Genomic DNA, 16,394 nt, shown 5'->3' with positions numbered 1-16,394 from the left:
CAGGTGCTTTCCAAGGGATGGTTCGATCCGGCGCCGGGTCAACTCTCCTGGGGCGGCAACAGGGCCCTTTTGAACCAAAAATCCGACAGGTCCTCGGCCACCCTCCGGAAGCCCGCCAGGTCGGTAGGCTTCATCACATAGCTGTTCGCGTCCAGGTCATAGGCCTCCCGGATGTCCGAATCCAGGGAGGAGCTGGTGAAGACCAGGATGGGGATCGCCCGCAAGGCCGGGTCCCTCTTCACTTTCCTCAAAAGGGTCCTGCCGTCCATGAGCGGAAGGTTCAGGTCCAGGAGGACCAGGTCGGGCCTGAGGGCATCCTCGAATCTGCCCTCCCGCCGCAGATAGGCCAGTCCATCCTCCCCGTCGGTCACCACGTCGACCCGGATGGACAAAACTTTCTCCCGCAGGGCCTTCTGCATCAGGAACACGTCCCCACCGTTGTCCTCGACCATCAGGACCTGGAACGGCCGATACGCTGAATGTTCCGTTGTCATGACGTTCCTCCTTTCATCTTGGGAAGGGTCCAATAGAAGCAAGCGCCTTCCCCTGGTTTCGATTCCACCCAGATCCGCCCCCCATGGCGCGTGACCACCTTCTTGCAGATGGCCAGCCCGATGCCGGTGCCGGGATATTCCTGGCGGGAATGGAGGCGTTTGAAGACCTCGAAGATCTGTTCCCCATATTGGGGGTCCAGGCCGATGCCGTTGTCCTGGACGCTGAAGAGCCACTCGTCCCCCCGGTCGGCGGCCCCGACCTGGATCCGGGGCGATCGTTGGCTCCTGAACTTCACCGCGTTCCCGATGAGGTTCTGGAAGACCTGGACGATCTGGTTGTTGTCCCCCAGGACCTCCGGCAAGGGGTCCCGTTCCACCTCGACGTGGTGCTCCCGCAAGGACGGATCCAGGTTCCGGAGGGCCTCCTCCAGGGCCTTGCCGCAGTCCACCCGGGTGAAGGGTTGGGTGGTCCCCAGGCGCGAATAGGCCAAAAGGTCCTTGATGAGGGCCTGCATCCGTTTCACCCCGTCCACGGTATGGCCGATATATTCGTCAGCCTCGGCGTCCAGCTTGCCCTTGTATTGATGGGCCAGGAGCTGGACGAAGCTGGCGATCATGCGCAAGGGTTCCTGCAGGTCATGGGAGGCCACGTAGGCGAACTGTTCCAGTTCTTTGTTCGACCGGGCCAGTTCCTCCATTCGTTTCCGGGAAGTGACGTCCCGGGTGATCTTGGCGAAACCCTTCAAGGCCCCCTTTTCGTCCCGCAACGCGGTCAGGATGGTATCGGCCCAGAACCGGGTGCCGTCCTTGCGGACCCGCCACCCTTCCTCTTCCACCCGTCCCCGCCGGACGGCCTGCTCCAGGCAGGCGCCCGGCTTCCCGGCCTGGATGTCCTCGGGCGTATAAAAAATGGAAAAATCCCGCCCGATCGCCTCCCGGGCTTCGTATCCCTTGACGCGTTGGGCCCCTTCGTTCCAGCTGATGATCTTCCCGGCGGGATCGAGGAAGTAGATGACATAATCCTGGACGTTCTCCATGAAGAGGGCCGTCCTGCGGATCTCCTCGTCCTTCTTCTTCATCTCCCTTGTGTCCCGGCCGATGCCCGCCAGGGCCTTAGGCTCCCCGCTGGCCGGGTCGCGGATGAGGGCCGCGGTGAAGTGCATGGGCAGGGGCTCCCCGGTCTTGAAGTGCCGCAGCTCGAACTCGCCGGCCCAGCTCCCTTTTTCCATCAGGGTGGCCAGGACCTCCGAGCGCAACCGGGGCACGTCCCCCGGCGCGATGAAATCCTCATGGAGTTTTTGTCCGATGTCCTCGTCCCGGGATAGGCCCGTCAAGTCCCGGCCCGCCCTGTTCAAATAGGTCATGTGGCCGTCCACGGAGGTCAGGCAGATGAAATCCGAACTGGTCTCCACCAACAGGGCCAATTTGCGGATCTCCTCCTCCTGGCGGTTGCGCTCGGTCACGTCCCGGATGGCCGTGACCCGGGCCGTCCCCCCGTCCAGCCGCACCGTCCGGCCCGTGACCTCGATATCGAGGACCGTCCCGTCCTTCTTGAGGCCCCGGACCGGGTAGGTCCCCTCGTAATGGGACGAAATGTTCTCCTGGACCGCCTCCCGCGCCTCCGGGACCACGAAATCGGTCGGAGGACGGCCGATGACCTCGGCCAACCCGTAACCGAACATCCGGCAAAAGGTCGAATTGGCACCATGGATCAGTCCATGGTCCATCAGCACCACCCCCTCCTGGGTGGCCTCCGAAAGGAGCCGGAACTTCTCGTGACTGGCGCCCAGTTCCTGGGCCAGGGCCTCCTTTTCCCGGGCCTCCTTTTCAAGCCTCAGGTTGGTCCGGGTCAGCTCCTCGGTCCTCACCAGCACCTTCAGTTGCAGGTCCGACTCGGACCACCGAAGCTCCTCCTCCACCTTCCGCCGTTCCTCGGCGGCGGTGGACAAGGCCAGGAGCGTGAGGCTGATGATGGCCATGAAAGCCTGGAGAAAGACCAGGGACTGATTGGGGGTGGGGCCGTAAAAGGGGCCGAAACCCTGTTGGGTGCCCCCCACCGCCAGGAACGAAACAGCGAGGACCGTCATGGAGGTGGTGAAGGGGCTATAGCGGACCGCGATCCAAAGGAGCGTCGGCATCAGGATGAAAGGGACCGGAGCGTGGTCCCTGGAAATGCCGCACTGGCCGGAGAACAGGACCCAGACCGACAAAACCACCAGGACGACCAAAACGAAGCTCTCGGCCAATCGTCCCGGGCTTGGCCTGGGCCATCGCATGGGAGGAAGGAGCAAGAGGGGCGGGGCCACGACCAGGGCCCCCGCCATGTCGCCCAGCCACCAGGTGAGCCAGACATCCGGGGCCAGGGCCGAGTCCGAAAAACCCGCCAGGGACAGGGAACCGACCCCGACGGTCGCACTGACGACGGGAGCGATGAGCCCGCCGAAAAGGGCGAAACGGAACAAGGTCGGGAACGATCCCAAGGCCTTGCGGCCCCCCGCCCACCTTTCGATGAGGGCGGCGCCCAGGAGGGCTTCCAGGCTGTTCCCGGAGGCGATCGCCAGGGAGGTAAGGACCGTTCCATTGGTGGAGAGGTTGGCGAGGAAGGCGCCGAGGAAAATACCCGGCCAAAGCCGCTGGCCTCCTATCAGGAGGGCCGCCAGGGCGATCCCCGTCGGGGGCCAGACTGCGGTGGCGTTGGCCTGGACGAAGGCCAGGGTCAATCCCCACTTGGCCGCCGCGAAATAGACCGCGGCCAGGACCGGGAGCTTCCAGAAGCGCTTCACGACCGGCGGCGTTCCGTCATCCAAAGGGCGCCTTCTTTCCTTTGAGACTTATCGGGGATCAGGCCTTCCCGAATACGGTGAACCGGGCCTTGCCTCCGACCTTGGCACGGTACATGGCCTCATCGGCGGCCTTCAAGAGGGACTCGGAAGTTCCCCGGCCACAATCGGAGAAGGCCACCCCGATGCTGACCGTGGCGCCGGCCTCCCCCTCCTTCAAATGGAAGGGGAACCGCAGTGCGTCCAGGATGCGGCGGGCCACTTGGATCCCCTCCTCATGGTCCTCCAACCCCTCCAAAAGGACGGTGAATTCGTCCCCCGCCAACCTTGTCACGATGTCGCTGGGCCGCACGCAGGAACGGAGCCTCTGGGCCAGGATCACCAGCAATTCGTCCCCCGCGGCATGGCCCAGGCGGTCGTTGACCGCCTTGAACCCGTCCAGGTCCACGAAAAGGACCGCGAAGAGCGGCTTGGGTTCCTGCTGGGACCGTTCGAAAGCCCGTCCGAGGGCTTCCATGAAGAGCGACCGGTTCGGCAGGCCCGTGAGAGGATCGTAAAAGGCCCGCAGGGCCAGCCGTTGCTCCATGTTCCGGTGGTGGGTGATGTCGGTGAAGGAACCGGCGATCCGGTGGGCCTTGCCGTCCTGCTCGAAAATGGCCGAGCCCCGGCAGAGGACCCACAGGTAATTCCCGTCCCGGTGCCTCAAACGGTGCTCGGTGGAGAAATGGTCGCTCTTGCCCGCCAAGTGCTCCGAAAGCTCGTGGCGCACCCGGTCCAGGTCGGCGGGATGGATCCGTCCGAGCCATTCCTGGGGATCCTTGCCGATCTCCTCCTCCGAATGGCCCAGCATCATCTTCCAGCGCGCCGAAAAATAGACCTCGCCCTTCACCAGGTCCCAGTCCCAAAGCCCGTCCCGGGATCCCTCGGACACGAGGAAATACCTTTCCTCATCCTCCTGGATCCGTTTGAGCAGGTTGTAGCGTTCGATGGCGTAATGGATGGAGCGCTTGAGGACCTGTCCGTTCAGGTCGTCCTTCAGGAGGAAATCCTGGGCGCCCTCCCGCATGGCCTGCATGGCCGTTTCCTGGTCGTCCGTGCCGGTCAGCACGACGATCGGCACATGGGGCCCCGATCGCACCACGCTGCGGAGCGTCTCCAAGCCGGAGGAGTCGGGAAGTTGGAGATCCAAAAGCACCAGGTCCAGGTCGCCCCGGCCGATGCGGGCCAGTCCTTCCCCCAACCGCCCCGCCCTCTCCAGGTGGTATTGCGGGGCTTCCTTCGCCCGGATGGCCGCCTGCAGCAGGAGGGCGTCCCCGGGGTTGTCCTCGATCAATAAGATCCGGGTCTCTGTCGTTTCCATGAGCACCCCCACGTCCGGGAAAAGGACCGGAAGGGCCGCACCGGCGCCCTCAGTCCCTCAATGCGGTCAAGCTCCGCAACCAAATGTCCTCGATGTAACGGGTCGCGGCGAACAACCCGTCCAGGTCCGAGGGTTTCACCATGAAGAAATTCGCCCGGGACTCGTAGGCCCGTTGGATGTCCGAATCCAGCTTGGAATTGGTCAGGATCACCACCGGGATCTCCTTCAATGCGGGATCGTCCTTGATCTCCTCCAACACCTCGAAACCCGATTTTTTCGGCATGTTCAAGTCCAAAAGGACCAGGTCGGGTTTGTGGGCGTCGCCGTGGACGCCCCGGCGCTTGAGGTATTGGATGGCTTCCTCGCCATCCTTCACCCGGAAGACCTGGACCGGGGTCTTGCAGCCCTTGAAGGCCTCCATCATGAGGGTCACGTCCCCCAGGTTGTCCTCGACCAGGAGGACCCTGATCGATCGCGTGATCATTTTCGTCAAAGAAACCATAACGCCTCCTTCGAGCGGCCGGACCTTGGATGCTGGGATGGGGATCGAAAGGGAAAGGGTCCCAGGCGGATGAGTCCGGACCCATTCGGGATGAACGGCTAGGAAGGATAAAGGATGGGAGGGGCACCTCCATCACCCGCGTTGTTGCTGATGAGTCAATTATAACCCCCGGATTTTTCGGGAGCTCCACCCCCCGGATGCTTTTCCGGCCGCTTTTTCGGGAAATCTATTAACCCGATGACCGGATGTTAAACCTTACGGGGCTCCTCCGGGCGCAACCTCAATCCCTGGGGGCGGAGCCCGCGGGAACCCCATCGAGGATCCGCGCCTTGGAAGCTCCCCCATCGGGTCCGATCGGGCGGACCGCCTCTTGCCCGTCTTCCCGGCCCTTAAAACCGGCCGCAACTGCCCCATTCCTGTCCACTTTCGGCCCGCCCGCCCAAAAGGCCGGGGTAGGCGGAAAGGCCTTCGGTTACAATGGGCCCATGCGAATCCTGGTCATCGACGACGAGGAATCCCTCGTCAAGATCCTCTCCAAATTCCTCCAACAGGCCGGGCACGAGGTCTTTTCCGCGCCCAACGGCACCGAAGGCCTGGACCGTTCCTCCCAATTGAAGCCCGACCTGGTCCTTTTGGACCTGAACCTGCCCGACATGAAGGGCACCGACGTGCTTTCCCAGATGAACGCCCGGACCGACCCGGCCTCGGTGGTCGTCATCACCGGCGAGGGCACGGTGGACGCCGCGGTGGCCGCCATGAAGATGGGCGCCGAGGACTTCCTGGAGAAGCCCATCGACATGGAGCGCATGAAAGTGGTGGTGGGCAAGATCGCCGACAAGCGGGGCCTCAAGAAGGAGGTGGAGGTCCTCAAGAAGCGCCAGCGGGAGATGTACCGCCGGGACTACCTCTTCCTCAACGACCCCGAGATGCAGAAGCTCTACACCGAGATCGAGCAGATCGCCGGCCAGGACAAGGTCACCGTCATCATCTTCGGCGAGACCGGCACCGGCAAGGAGCACGTCGCCCGCCTCATCCACACCCTCTCGCCCCGTTCGGCCCGCCCCTTCGTGGAGCTCCATTGCGGGTCCCTGCCCGAGAGCATCCTCGAATCCGAGCTCTTCGGTTACGAACCCGGGGCCTTCACCGACGCCAAGCGCCAGAAGCCCGGCCTCTTCGAGGAAGGCCAGTTCGGCACCGTCTTTTTGGATGAGATCGGGGAGCTGACCCCCTCGGTCCAGATGAAGCTCCTGAAGGTGCTCGAGCAGAAGACCCTCCGCCGCCTGGGGGGCACCCGGGAGATCCCGCTGGACGTGCGCATCGTGGCCGCCACCCACCGGGACCTGGAGAAGGAAGTGAAGGAAGGGCGTTTCCGGGCCGACCTCTTCTACCGCCTGAACGTCATCCCTCTCACCATCCCGGCGCTCCGGGACCGCCCCGGCGACGTGGTGCAGTTGGCCAACTTCTTCCTGCAGGAGTCCTGCCGGGCCTTCAACAAGAAGCTGAACCTGCTTTCCGACGACGTCCTGGAGGCCCTGAAGACCTATCCCTGGCCGGGGAACGTGCGGGAGCTCAAGCACGTCATCGAACGCATGGTGGTCACCGCCAAGGGCACCGCCTTGACCCCGAAGGACCTTCCCAAGGAGATCCAGGAGAACCGGGCGCCCAAACCCGCCGCCAAGGGCGTGATGAGCAAGGACGACGCGGAGAAGGAGAACATCCAACGGGCCCTCCTCGAGACCCAGGGCAACCGCTCCCGGGCCGCCGAGATCCTGGGCATCACCCGCAAGACGCTCTTCAATAAAATGAAGAAGTACGAACTCGGGGAATAGACCTGGGTAAGAATGACCCAACTTGACTTTCTTTTCCCGTTCCAGCTTTTAGACCCCCCGTAAAAGGCCGTTTTTCGGCACCTCTCCCTGGCATCCTGTTTGCCTTCTATCAGGGCATGAACGCGAACACCCTCACCCTCGGATCCAGCGCTCCGGCCGCCCCGGCCCGGGAGAAGCGCGACAGTTTCTGGAAGTTCCACCGCAACCTGGGCAAACGGGAGGCGCTGGCCGCCTTCCGTTTTCTGGTCTACATGACCTCCGTGATCCTTCTTTATTCCAATTGGAAGGGCGACACCGGGTTCCCCCCGGCCCGCCTGGCCTGGCTCCTTTCCTTTTACCTGGTCTCGGTGGTCTCCACCTTCTTCGTGCGGGCGAACCGCTTCGAGAACCAGGTCTTCCTTTCCCTCATCTTCGTGTCCGACACCCTCTTCGTGACGGGCAGCATCGCCCTGGGCGGCCTTCAGGACGTCGACCTTTTCGTCATCTTCTTCATCACCATCTTCATCTCGGCCCTCTCCCAGAACGTCCAAAGCGTCTTCACCATCTCGGGGATCGCCTGCGTCCTTTACGGTTTCCTCCAGGTCCGCTCCGGCCACGACCTGTCCCTGGGCGACACCCAGACCCTGATGCGCTTCCCCTTCCTTTTCGTGGCGGCGGCCCTGAGCGGCTACCTGGCCATGGAGTCCAAGAAGAACCAGGAGGAGAAGTTGCACTTGACCGAGATGAACCGCTTCCTGGCCGACCAGGCCGACGCCTCCACCCTCAAGCTCACCGAGATGAACCGGAACCTGAAGGGCCTGCTGGAGTACCACCATTGCGTCCTGGCTTCCCTGCCCCTGGGGATCATCGTGGTGCGCAAGGACGGAACGCTCCGGACCTTCAACGGCGGGGCCCGCCAGATCACCGGCTTCGTGGAGGCCGAGATGGCCGGACGGTCGATCGAGGACCTTCCCGCCAACCTCGCCCCCATCGCCGAGGGCCTGCGCCGCACCCTGGAGACCGGCAAGGCCCTGGTCCAGGACCATCTGGAGATCCTCTCCGCCCGCCGGGAGGGGATCCCGGTGACCCTGGAGACCTCGCTCCTCAAGGCCGGCAACGGGGAGGTCCTGGGCGCCATCGCGGTGGTGCGGGACATGACCCTGCTGCGCCAGATGGAGACCCAATTGCTCCGCGCCGAACGTTTCTCGGCCCTGGGCGAGATGGCCGCGGGCGTGGCCCACGAGATCAAGAACCCCCTCAACGCTATCCTGGGCTTCTCCAAACGTCTGGGCGCCAAGCTGGAGGACCCTTCCCTTAGGAAGTACGCCGACATCATCGGCACCGAGGTGGTGCGCATGGACGGCATCGTTAACGACGTGCTGGAATACAGCCGCCCCGACAAGTGCCACAAGGAGCCCGCCGACCTGAACAAGCTGATGGAAGAGACCGCCGCCTTCCTTTCGGAAAAGGCCGACGCCGGGGGGGTCCGGGTGGAAAAGCACCTGGCCCCGGCCCTGCCGTTGGTCCCCACCGACATCCCCAAGGTCCGCCAGGTGGTCCTGAACCTCATGATCAACGGCTTGCAGGCGATGGCGGGCCGCACCGGCGGGGTCCTGTCGATCGAGACCCGCCTTTTGGAGGGCCTGGCCCCCCAGGCTGGCGCCTCCCAAGGGGACATCTTCCAAAGGCTCTTCCTGAAACAAAAGATGGTGGCGGTCTCCGTCACCGACAACGGTTGCGGCATCCCCAAAGAGAACCTCTCCAAGCTTTTCCACCCCTTCTTCACCACCAAGACGACGGGGACGGGGCTGGGCCTGAGCATCTGCCAGAAGATCATCGCCTCGCACGGCGGGACCTTGGAAGTGGACAGCGTGCCGGGGCATGGGAGCGTCTTCACCTTCTACCTGCCGGTGGAAGAATAACCGAGGAGGACCCGGCCTTCGGCTGGGAACGAAAAGGCCCCCCCGGCCTGAAAGCCGGGGGGCCCCACGAGGGACCCGGAGGAACGTCATGGAGAACAAAAAATACACGATCTTGATCGCCGAGGATGAGCCGAGCGCCCGGTTCTTATATGAGGAGGAACTTCGGGACGAGGGTTACGAGGTCCTCACCGCCGAGAACGGCCTTCAGGCCTTGGGGATCCTGGAGGACCATCCGGTGGACCTGCTGATGACCGACATCAAGATGCCCGACATGCACGCCATGGAGATGATCCCCCAGGTCCGGACGGACCATCCCGACCTTCCCATCATCGTGGCCTCGGCCTTCAAGGGCATGGAGAACGATTTCGCGCTCCAAGGCTTCCACATCAGCGGCTTCTTCTCCAAGCCGGTGCCCATGGCCGCGCTGAAAATGATGATCCAGGAGATCCTTCGCGCGAAAGGCGCGATCGCCGGCGCGGCCTGACCCTTCCCCATCCCCCTCTTTCAACGGGTTTGGGGGTTAAACGACCGTTAAATCCCCCCCGCCGACCCTTGATTTAATCCTGCGGCTCCATTAAAGGGGCTATAATGAAGCCAGAAATTAATCTTCCTGACCAGTGACCCCTTCCTTCTGGCGTTATTCGTCGATCGGACTTTTCATGGCATTCCTGGACCGGGTCCTAGACCCGCCCTCTTACGGTTACACCCGCGATCAGAAGCTCTATAAACCTACCCAAAAAGAGATCTTCGCCGAATTCTTCCATCGGCTGAACATCTTCAACTCCCGCAAGTCCTGGCTCCCCTTTTTCAGCTGGTTTCTCATCCTCCTCTTCGCGCCCTTCTTTTTCCTTTTCCTGTTCAAGTACTTCACCTGGAAGCTCCTGCTGATCGGCTTCATCTACAGCATGGTGGTGCTGGGGACCCATGGGACCATCTACCTCCACCGCTACGGCTCCCACAACGCCTACACCTTCAGCCACAAGTTCTGGCTTTATTTCACCCGGAGCCTGGTGGTCAAGACCATCCCCGAGGAAGCCTATGTGATCTCCCATCACGTGCATCATTTCCGGTCGGAAAAACCGGGCGACCCTTACAACGTCCACGGGGGCTGGCTTTACTGCTTCCTGGCCGACGTGAACCACCAGGCCATCGCCCGGGACCTTTCCCCCGAGGATTACGCCAAGACCGCCAACATGATCGCCCACATGGGGGTCCGCGTGAACAGCTACGCCCAATACCAAAAATGGGGTTCGGTGACCCACCCCTTCTGGACCGTCCTGGATTTCGCCTCCAACTGGGCCTTCTGGTTCACGGTCTTTTACCTCCTGGGCGGCATGCCCTTGCTCGCGACCCTGATCGGCTGGACCGCTTTTTGGGCGGTGGGGGTGCGCACCTTCAACTATGACGGGCACGGCGGCGGCAAGGACAAACGCAAGGAAGGGGATGATTTCAACCGGACCGACCTTTCCATCAACCAAAAATGGCCAGGTCTGGTGACCGGCGAATGGCACAACAACCATCACCTTTATCCCAACGGGGCCCGCGCGGGCTTCCTGCCCAGCCAATGGGATTACGCGTGGCTTTACATCAAGGGCCTGCACCTGATCGGGGCCGTCGACCAATACCGCGATTTCAAGGAGCAGTTCATGGAGAAGCACTACCGTCCCTGGCTCGCCCAGCGGTCCGCTTCTCTTTCCACCGCGCGGGTGCCGTAAGGCCTCCCGGCCATGACGCCCCTCCGCTTCCTTCCCGTGATGGACCCCTCCGGAGCGGCGGAAGTGGAGGCCCTGGCCCGGACCATCTGGCCCGAACACTACATCCCCCTGATCGGCGAGACCCAGGTCGACTACATGTTGGACCGCCTCCAAGGGGCAGCCGCCATCCTGGACCAGGTCCAACACGGCACCGCCTACTACCTTCTCCAGGACCCCCAAGGGGATTCCCTCGGTTACCTGGCCCTCCAGGCCCTGGAAGGGTCCCTTTACCTCAGCAAGCTTTACATCCGCAAGGAGGACCGGGGGAAGGGCTACGCCTCCCAGGCCCTTGGGTTCCTCAAAGCCCGCGCCCGGGAAAAGGGTATCACCCGCATTTTCTTGCGGGTCCACAAACGGAACCCCTCGGTGGCCATTTACCAAAAAATGGGCTTCCGCATCACCGGCCCCCTCGTGACCGAGATCGGGGATGGGTTCGTCATGGATGACCACCGGATGGAGCTGGACCTTCGCTGAATCCCCTCCTTGTGGGAGGGTCGTGGGGATGGGAAAATAGGCCGGAATGAAACGGATCCTATTCCCGCTCAGCCTCCTCCTGGCCGGCCCTCTTTGGGGCCAGGCCACCGACACCCCGACACCCGGCCCCTGTTGCGTGGCCGTCACCCAATTGACCGGCTTCCTGGCGCCCGCCGGCCTGGCGGTGGACCCGGCCGCCCAAAGGCTCTACGTGGCTGATTTCAACAACCACCAGGTCCAGGTCTTCGACAGCAACACCCAGGCCGCCCTGACCATCCTCACCACCGCCAATTCCGGGACGACCTTCCTGGGGCCCATCGACGTGGCCTTGGACGGCGCCGGGGACCTTTACGTGGCGGACATCGGCTCTTCCCCGCCCATCAAGAAATTCAACAGCGCCTTCACTTACCTGGGTTCCCTGGGGCCCGCCGGGGTCACGGCCCAGGGCGTCTGGGCCGATGTTTCCTCGGTCTTTTTCTCCACCTCCGATGGGCGGGTCCTCCAATACGACGGAGCCACCACCGTCTACTCCGCCGCGGCCACTTACGGGGGACAGCTCCACAGCCCCAATGAACTGCAAAAGATCGGCAACTGGCTCTACGTGACCGATACCTTGAACGGCCAGTTGGTGAAGTTCGGCCTTTCCCCGCCCGACCCTTCCCCCGTCACGGTCCTCACCGGCCTGCTCGACCCCTCCGCCTTCCGGTCCGATCCGGCGGGCAATCTCTACATCGTCGAGGGGAACAACGGCAGCGCTCCCGAGTACCTGGACGAATTCAGTTCCGACTTCAGCGTCAAGGTCCAATGCCCCTTCCCGGCCGTGGGCATCTGGGGGGCGGCGGTGAACGGCCTGGGACAGGTCTATGTGAGCCTGATCAACGGGGGTTCGGTGAGCCTGATGGCGGGCTGCGGCCTTTCCGCCCTGCCCACCGCCACCCCGACCCCCGGCGGACCGGCCCCCACGCCCACCCCGACGCCGCCCGACGCGGGTTGCGACGGGAGCTACGCCTACCCGAACCCGGCCAACGGCGGCTCCTTGAAGGTCCATCTCCAGCTTTGCCAGCCCGCGACGCGCTGGAAGGTCTTCGTGATGAATACGGCGGGGGCCCAGATCGGGGAGGCTTCCGCGGCGGGGGCCACCGGCGGGAACGACCTTTCCCTCTCCATCGGGGGATGGGCCTACGGGGTCTATTACTACCTGGTGGAGATCGACGACGCGTCGGGCCCCCGGCGCCTGAAGCCCGTCAAGTTCGCGGTGGTCCGATGAGCGCGCCGCTCCGCTGGGGCATCCTCTCGACCGGCCGCATCGCGGGCATTTTCGCCCATGCGGTGCGGCGTTCCCGCACGGGCCGCCTGGCGGCGGTGGGAAGCCGGGACGTTCGGTCCGCCCGGGTCTTCGCCAAGGAACACCGTGTCCCCCGGGCCTATGGGGACTACCCTTCGCTCCTGAAGGACCCGCAGGTGGAGGCCGTCTATATCGCCCCGCCCCATCCCTTCCATCTCCGCTGGACCTTGGAGGCCCTTCGGGCGGGCAAGCACGTGCTCTGCGAGAAGCCGCTGGCCATGGGCGCCGCGGACGCCCGGCGCATGGTCCAGGCGGCCCGGAAAAACCGCCGCTTCCTGATGGAAGCCTTCATGTACCGATGCCATCCCCAGACCCGGGAATTGGTGCGCCTCGTCCGGGACGGGGCCATCGGGAAGGTCCGCTTCATCCAGGCCTCCTTCTGCTTCGATGCGCCGCTGGACCTGAAGAACCGGTTGTTCAATAAAAAATTGGGAGGAGGCGGCATCCTGGACGTGGGCTGTTATCCGGTCTCCATGGCGCGTCTGCTGGCCGGGGCGGCCCAAGGCAAGGCCTTCGCCGAACCGGTGGAATTGAAGGGGACCGGGATCCTGGGGGAAAAGAGCGGGGTGGACGAGATGGCTTCGGCCATCCTCCGATTCCCCGGGGACATCCTCGCCGAATTGTCCTGCGCCATCCGCGCCGACCGGGGGGAGTCCATGGTCCGGGTGGATGGGACCAAGGGGAGCCTGACGGTGCCTTCCCCTTGGTTCGCGAAATGGGAGGGCGGGACTTCCTACCTCCTCCACCAGCCCCAAGGGGCCCAAAAGCCGCGCCGGATCCCGGTGCGATGCCAAAAGGGCCTTTACACGGTGGAAGCCGATGAGGTGGCCCGCTCGATCCGCCAAGGCCTGTTCCAGTCCCCCGCCATGTCCTGGGAGGACAGCCTGGGCAATGCGCGGGTCTTGGATGCCTGGCGCCGTTCCGTCGGACTCCCCTGATCCCTTCGCTTACTTGAGGACGATGACCTTCTTGACCGTATTCCCCGAGGGCTGGACCACCACGAAGAAATAGACCCCATTGCCCACCGTGGATCCCTGGGCGTTGTCCCCGTCCCAACTGAACCGGTAATTTCCCGCCGCCAGGGCCTGGTCCGCGATCTTGGCCACTTCCTGCCCGACGATGTTATAGACCAGCACCTTCACGGTCCCGGCCTGGTCCACCCGCACGTCCATCCCCAGGGGACCCTTCGTCGGGTCGAAATAGTTCTCGTCCAGGTAAAGGGGCGCGTTCGGGGTCGGCGTCGGGGTCACCGACCCGGTCGGGGTGAAGGTGGGCGTCCAGGACGCGGTCGGGGTCGCCGAAGGGGTCTGGGTGGCCGTCACAGTGGGCGTATCGGTCGCAGTGGGGGAAGGCGTTGGGGTGGGACTGTCGGTCGGGGTGGAGGTGGCGGTCATCGTAGGCGTGGAGGTGGCGGTGGAAGTGGCGGTCGAGGTCGCGGTGGCGGTCGGCACCAGGTAAGAGAAGGAAGAAGGCCCGGCGGCCTGTCCCGACACGGACACCTGCACCGACGCGGTCCCGCTCCCCGCCGGGGCGGTGACCACCAGGGTGGTGGGGTTGGCGAAGACCACCGAGGCGGTGTTCCCCCCGAAGGTGACGGTGGCGGTGGAGAAGAAGTTCGTGCCCGTGATCGTGACCGGATAACCCCCGCTGATGAGCCCCGAACCCGGGCTCACGTTGGTGATCGAAGGTGCGTCATAGCTGAAGCTGACCGGATTGCTTCCCTGTCCGTTCACCGTGGCCAGGACCTGGATCCCCGTCCCCGCGCCTGCGGGGGCCGTCACCACGATCTGGGAAGCGGTCTGGCCGGTGAGGGTGACCGCGGCCCCGCCGAAGGTGACCGTCGCGGGCCCGGTCAGGTTGGACCCGAAAAGGGTGACCGGATACCCCCCCGCCGTGGAACCGTTGCCGGGGAGCATCCCGCTCAAGGTCGGGGGAAAGGGAGTGGCGGTCGGTGTCGCGGTGACCGTCGGGGTGGGGCTCAAGGTCGCCGTGGGCGTGGCCGTGGGCGCCGAACCCACCAGGAACCGGAAGGCCAGGTCCGACGAGGTCTGGTTGGCCCAAAGGACGCCCCCGTTACCCGACATCTGGGCGTAGGAAAGGGTCCCGTCGTAGGTCAGGTCGTCATAGGGGCTTCCGGGGTCGGGATTGGTGGGGTTGTCCACCAGGTAATAAGCGCCCGCCGTGGACCCGGGCGAGGAGAACCAAAGCTGGTATTGGTGGCTGGAGATCAGCTGGATGGGCGCCCCGGGGATCGCCACATCGATCCAGGTAAAGGAAGTGTTGGCCGTGGCGTTGGTGGCCAGGGTCACGGGCCCCCAGGTTTGGGGCGCGGTCAGATCGTCCAATTCGCACAAGAGGGGTCCCGCCGGACTGCTGACCCTCTGGACATAGGCGCCCATCTTGAGGACCCAGGTGTTGGTGACGGGCCCCTCCAGCGTTTCACCGACGGCGGTGACGCCCGCCAGGGGGATGTTGTTCGTGGTGACATAGGGGTTCCCGTAATTGGTCGCATCCCCGACGATGCCCACCGGCTCGTGATCGGTCTCGATAAAACCACCTCCGTTGTCGAAGGTCGTATAGAAGGCCGGATCGAGGGATTGGTCATAGGGGATGATCTGGTGTTCCGGAAGGGTATATTCATCCACCACGTAAAAATTGGCGTTGTCCGCCCCGCCTTGGCTGGTCAAGACCATATGGTAGGAAACGCCAGGAGTGACCGAAGCGGGACTGAGGAACTGAAAATAAGTCCATCCCGAGACCATGGTCGCGTTCTGGGCCCCTAGCACACTGCCCATGTTCGGAAGCCCCCCGCCGTCATCATCAACGATGAAAGCGTAATAATCCGGGCAGGTCCCGACCGGGAATCCATGGACCCAAACCCTGGAGATCATGCTGGTTTGGGCGATGAAACTGAAGGAGGTCTGTTGGGTGGTGGTGAGGGAGACCGGGCCGCTAGTGCTGTCGATGACCGCCTGGTTCCCGAAATAGGCCCCGATGATGGCGCTGCTCCCCGCCAGGGCGGGAACGGCCGAACCGAGGGCCCATAAGAGGAAGGCTCCGGTTCGTCGTCGGATGGAGGGGCGGATCGGGGGCACGGGGACCTCGGGAACAGGGCTTTTAGAAATGTATCACAATCAAGGAAAGAAGGAAGGGGGGCCGCCAAGCCTCTGGATAAAGGTGGCGGCAAAAAAGGGAAAGGTGACCGAAGGGACCGGGCCCCGGGGATCACTTGAGGACGATCACCTTCTTCACCGTGTTGCCCGAGGCCTGTCGGACCAGGACGAAATAGACCCCGTTGCCGGTCAGGGCGCTCTGGTGGTTGCGGCCGTCCCAATAAACGCGGTAGTTACCGGGAGCCAGGTCCTGGTCCATGAGCTTGAGGACCTGCTGGCCGGCGATGTTGAAGACCATCACCTTGCAGTTCCCCGCCTGGTCCACCCGCACGTCCATCCCCAGGGGCCCCTTCGTGGGATCGAAGAAGTTGGCGTCCAGGTAGAGCGCCGCATCCGGCGTCGGGGTCGAGGTGACCGACCCGGTCGGCGTGAAGGTGGGGGTGATGGTCGGCGTGTTGGTAATGGTGGGTGTCAGGGTGGGGGTGCGGGTAGCTGTCGGCGTAGGTGAAGCCGAAGCGGTGAGGGACGGCGTAGCCGTCATCGAATCCGTCGGGCTGTTCGTGGCGGTGTAGGTCAAGGTGACCGTGGCCGTCGAGGTGGCGGTCCTAGTGGCGGTGTCCGTCGCGGTGTTCGTCGCCGTCGACGTGGAAGTGGGCGTCCGGGTAGCTGTCGGCGTAGGCGAAGCCGTAGCGGTGAGGGACGGCGTGGCCGTCATCGAATCCGTCGCCGTGTTCGTGGCCGTTCGGGTCGCCGTCCGGGTGGCGGTATTCGTGGCCGTGTTCGTCGCGGTCGAAGTGGCCGTCGGCGTAGGCGAAGCCGAAGCGGTGAAGGACGGCGTAGCC

Annotated in this window: 13 protein-coding genes; 7 read left to right on the top strand and 6 right to left on the bottom strand. The window is 63.9% G+C overall.

The window, feature by feature from the left end; all coding sequences use genetic code 11:
- Nucleotides 1-38: 38 nt before the first annotated feature.
- The 4 genes from VHE12_06345 to VHE12_06330 are packed head-to-tail and all read right to left on the bottom strand — an operon-like array spanning nucleotide 39 to nucleotide 5,136.
- Nucleotides 39-494, bottom strand: coding sequence for a response regulator (locus tag VHE12_06345; protein ID HVZ80410.1), 456 nt, complete (start codon nucleotides 492-494; stop codon nucleotides 39-41).
- On the bottom strand, nucleotides 491-3,301 hold the full coding sequence (locus VHE12_06340; protein ID HVZ80409.1) for a PAS domain S-box protein: 2,811 nt from the start codon (nucleotides 3,299-3,301) through the stop codon (nucleotides 491-493). The genes VHE12_06345 and VHE12_06340 overlap by 4 nt, the downstream gene beginning before the upstream one ends.
- Nucleotides 3,302-3,335: 34 nt before the next feature.
- Nucleotides 3,336-4,634 (bottom strand): diguanylate cyclase, encoded by a 1,299-nt coding sequence (locus VHE12_06335; GenBank protein HVZ80408.1) that lies wholly within the window; start codon nucleotides 4,632-4,634, stop codon nucleotides 3,336-3,338.
- Between the two features lie 49 nt (nucleotides 4,635-4,683).
- Nucleotides 4,684-5,136: a response regulator gene (locus tag VHE12_06330; GenBank protein ID HVZ80407.1), complete on the bottom strand. Its 453-nt coding sequence runs from the start codon at nucleotides 5,134-5,136 to the stop codon at nucleotides 4,684-4,686.
- 485 nt (nucleotides 5,137-5,621) lie between these two features.
- On the opposite strand from VHE12_06330, the gene VHE12_06325 reads away from it, so the two are divergent.
- The 7 genes from VHE12_06325 (at nucleotide 5,622) to VHE12_06295 (ending at nucleotide 13,377) form a co-directional block, all read left to right on the top strand.
- Nucleotides 5,622-6,965 carry a sigma-54 dependent transcriptional regulator gene (locus VHE12_06325; protein HVZ80406.1) on the top strand — a complete coding sequence of 448 codons (1,344 nt, stop codon included), beginning with the start codon at nucleotides 5,622-5,624 and terminating at the stop codon, nucleotides 6,963-6,965.
- Between the two features lie 116 nt (nucleotides 6,966-7,081).
- Nucleotides 7,082-8,866 carry an ATP-binding protein gene (locus VHE12_06320; GenBank protein ID HVZ80405.1) on the top strand — a complete coding sequence of 595 codons (1,785 nt, stop codon included), beginning with the start codon at nucleotides 7,082-7,084 and terminating at the stop codon, nucleotides 8,864-8,866.
- Between the two features lie 88 nt (nucleotides 8,867-8,954).
- A complete protein-coding gene (locus tag VHE12_06315; protein HVZ80404.1) occupies nucleotides 8,955-9,350 on the top strand; it encodes a response regulator in 396 nt (131 codons plus the stop codon).
- A gap of 133 nt (nucleotides 9,351-9,483) precedes the next feature.
- Entirely contained in the window at nucleotides 9,484-10,581 is a 1,098-nt protein-coding gene (locus VHE12_06310; protein ID HVZ80403.1) for a fatty acid desaturase, read from the top strand.
- Between the two features lie 12 nt (nucleotides 10,582-10,593).
- Nucleotides 10,594-11,094, top strand: coding sequence for a GNAT family N-acetyltransferase (locus VHE12_06305; protein ID HVZ80402.1), 501 nt, complete (start codon nucleotides 10,594-10,596; stop codon nucleotides 11,092-11,094).
- A gap of 46 nt (nucleotides 11,095-11,140) precedes the next feature.
- On the top strand, nucleotides 11,141-12,361 hold the full coding sequence (locus VHE12_06300; protein HVZ80401.1) for an NHL repeat-containing protein: 1,221 nt from the start codon (nucleotides 11,141-11,143) through the stop codon (nucleotides 12,359-12,361).
- Complete coding sequence (locus VHE12_06295) at nucleotides 12,358-13,377, top strand: Gfo/Idh/MocA family oxidoreductase (GenBank protein ID HVZ80400.1); 1,020 nt, start codon at nucleotides 12,358-12,360, stop codon at nucleotides 13,375-13,377. Before VHE12_06300 ends, VHE12_06295 begins: the two co-directional genes overlap by 4 nt.
- 9 nt (nucleotides 13,378-13,386) lie before the next feature.
- Here VHE12_06295 and VHE12_06290 read toward each other — a convergent pair whose 3' ends face one another.
- Together VHE12_06290 and VHE12_06285 are read right to left on the bottom strand one after the other, a co-directional pair.
- The gene (locus VHE12_06290; protein HVZ80399.1) at nucleotides 13,387-15,534 is read right to left on the bottom strand and encodes an IPT/TIG domain-containing protein; all 2,148 of its coding nucleotides are present in this window, start codon (nucleotides 15,532-15,534) and stop codon (nucleotides 13,387-13,389) included.
- A gap of 130 nt (nucleotides 15,535-15,664) precedes the next feature.
- Nucleotides 15,665-16,394: T9SS type A sorting domain-containing protein (locus tag VHE12_06285; protein HVZ80398.1), on the bottom strand; the 730-nt coding region annotated here is incomplete at its 5' end.

This window comes from bacterium (genome assembly GCA_035549195.1).
In the GTDB taxonomy this organism is placed as follows: domain Bacteria; phylum Oederibacteriota; class Muellerivitia; order Muellerivitales; family Muellerivitaceae; genus DASZRK01.
The sequence above is the reverse complement of the archived record's forward strand: the minus strand, read 5'-3'. Positions and strand labels throughout refer to the sequence as shown.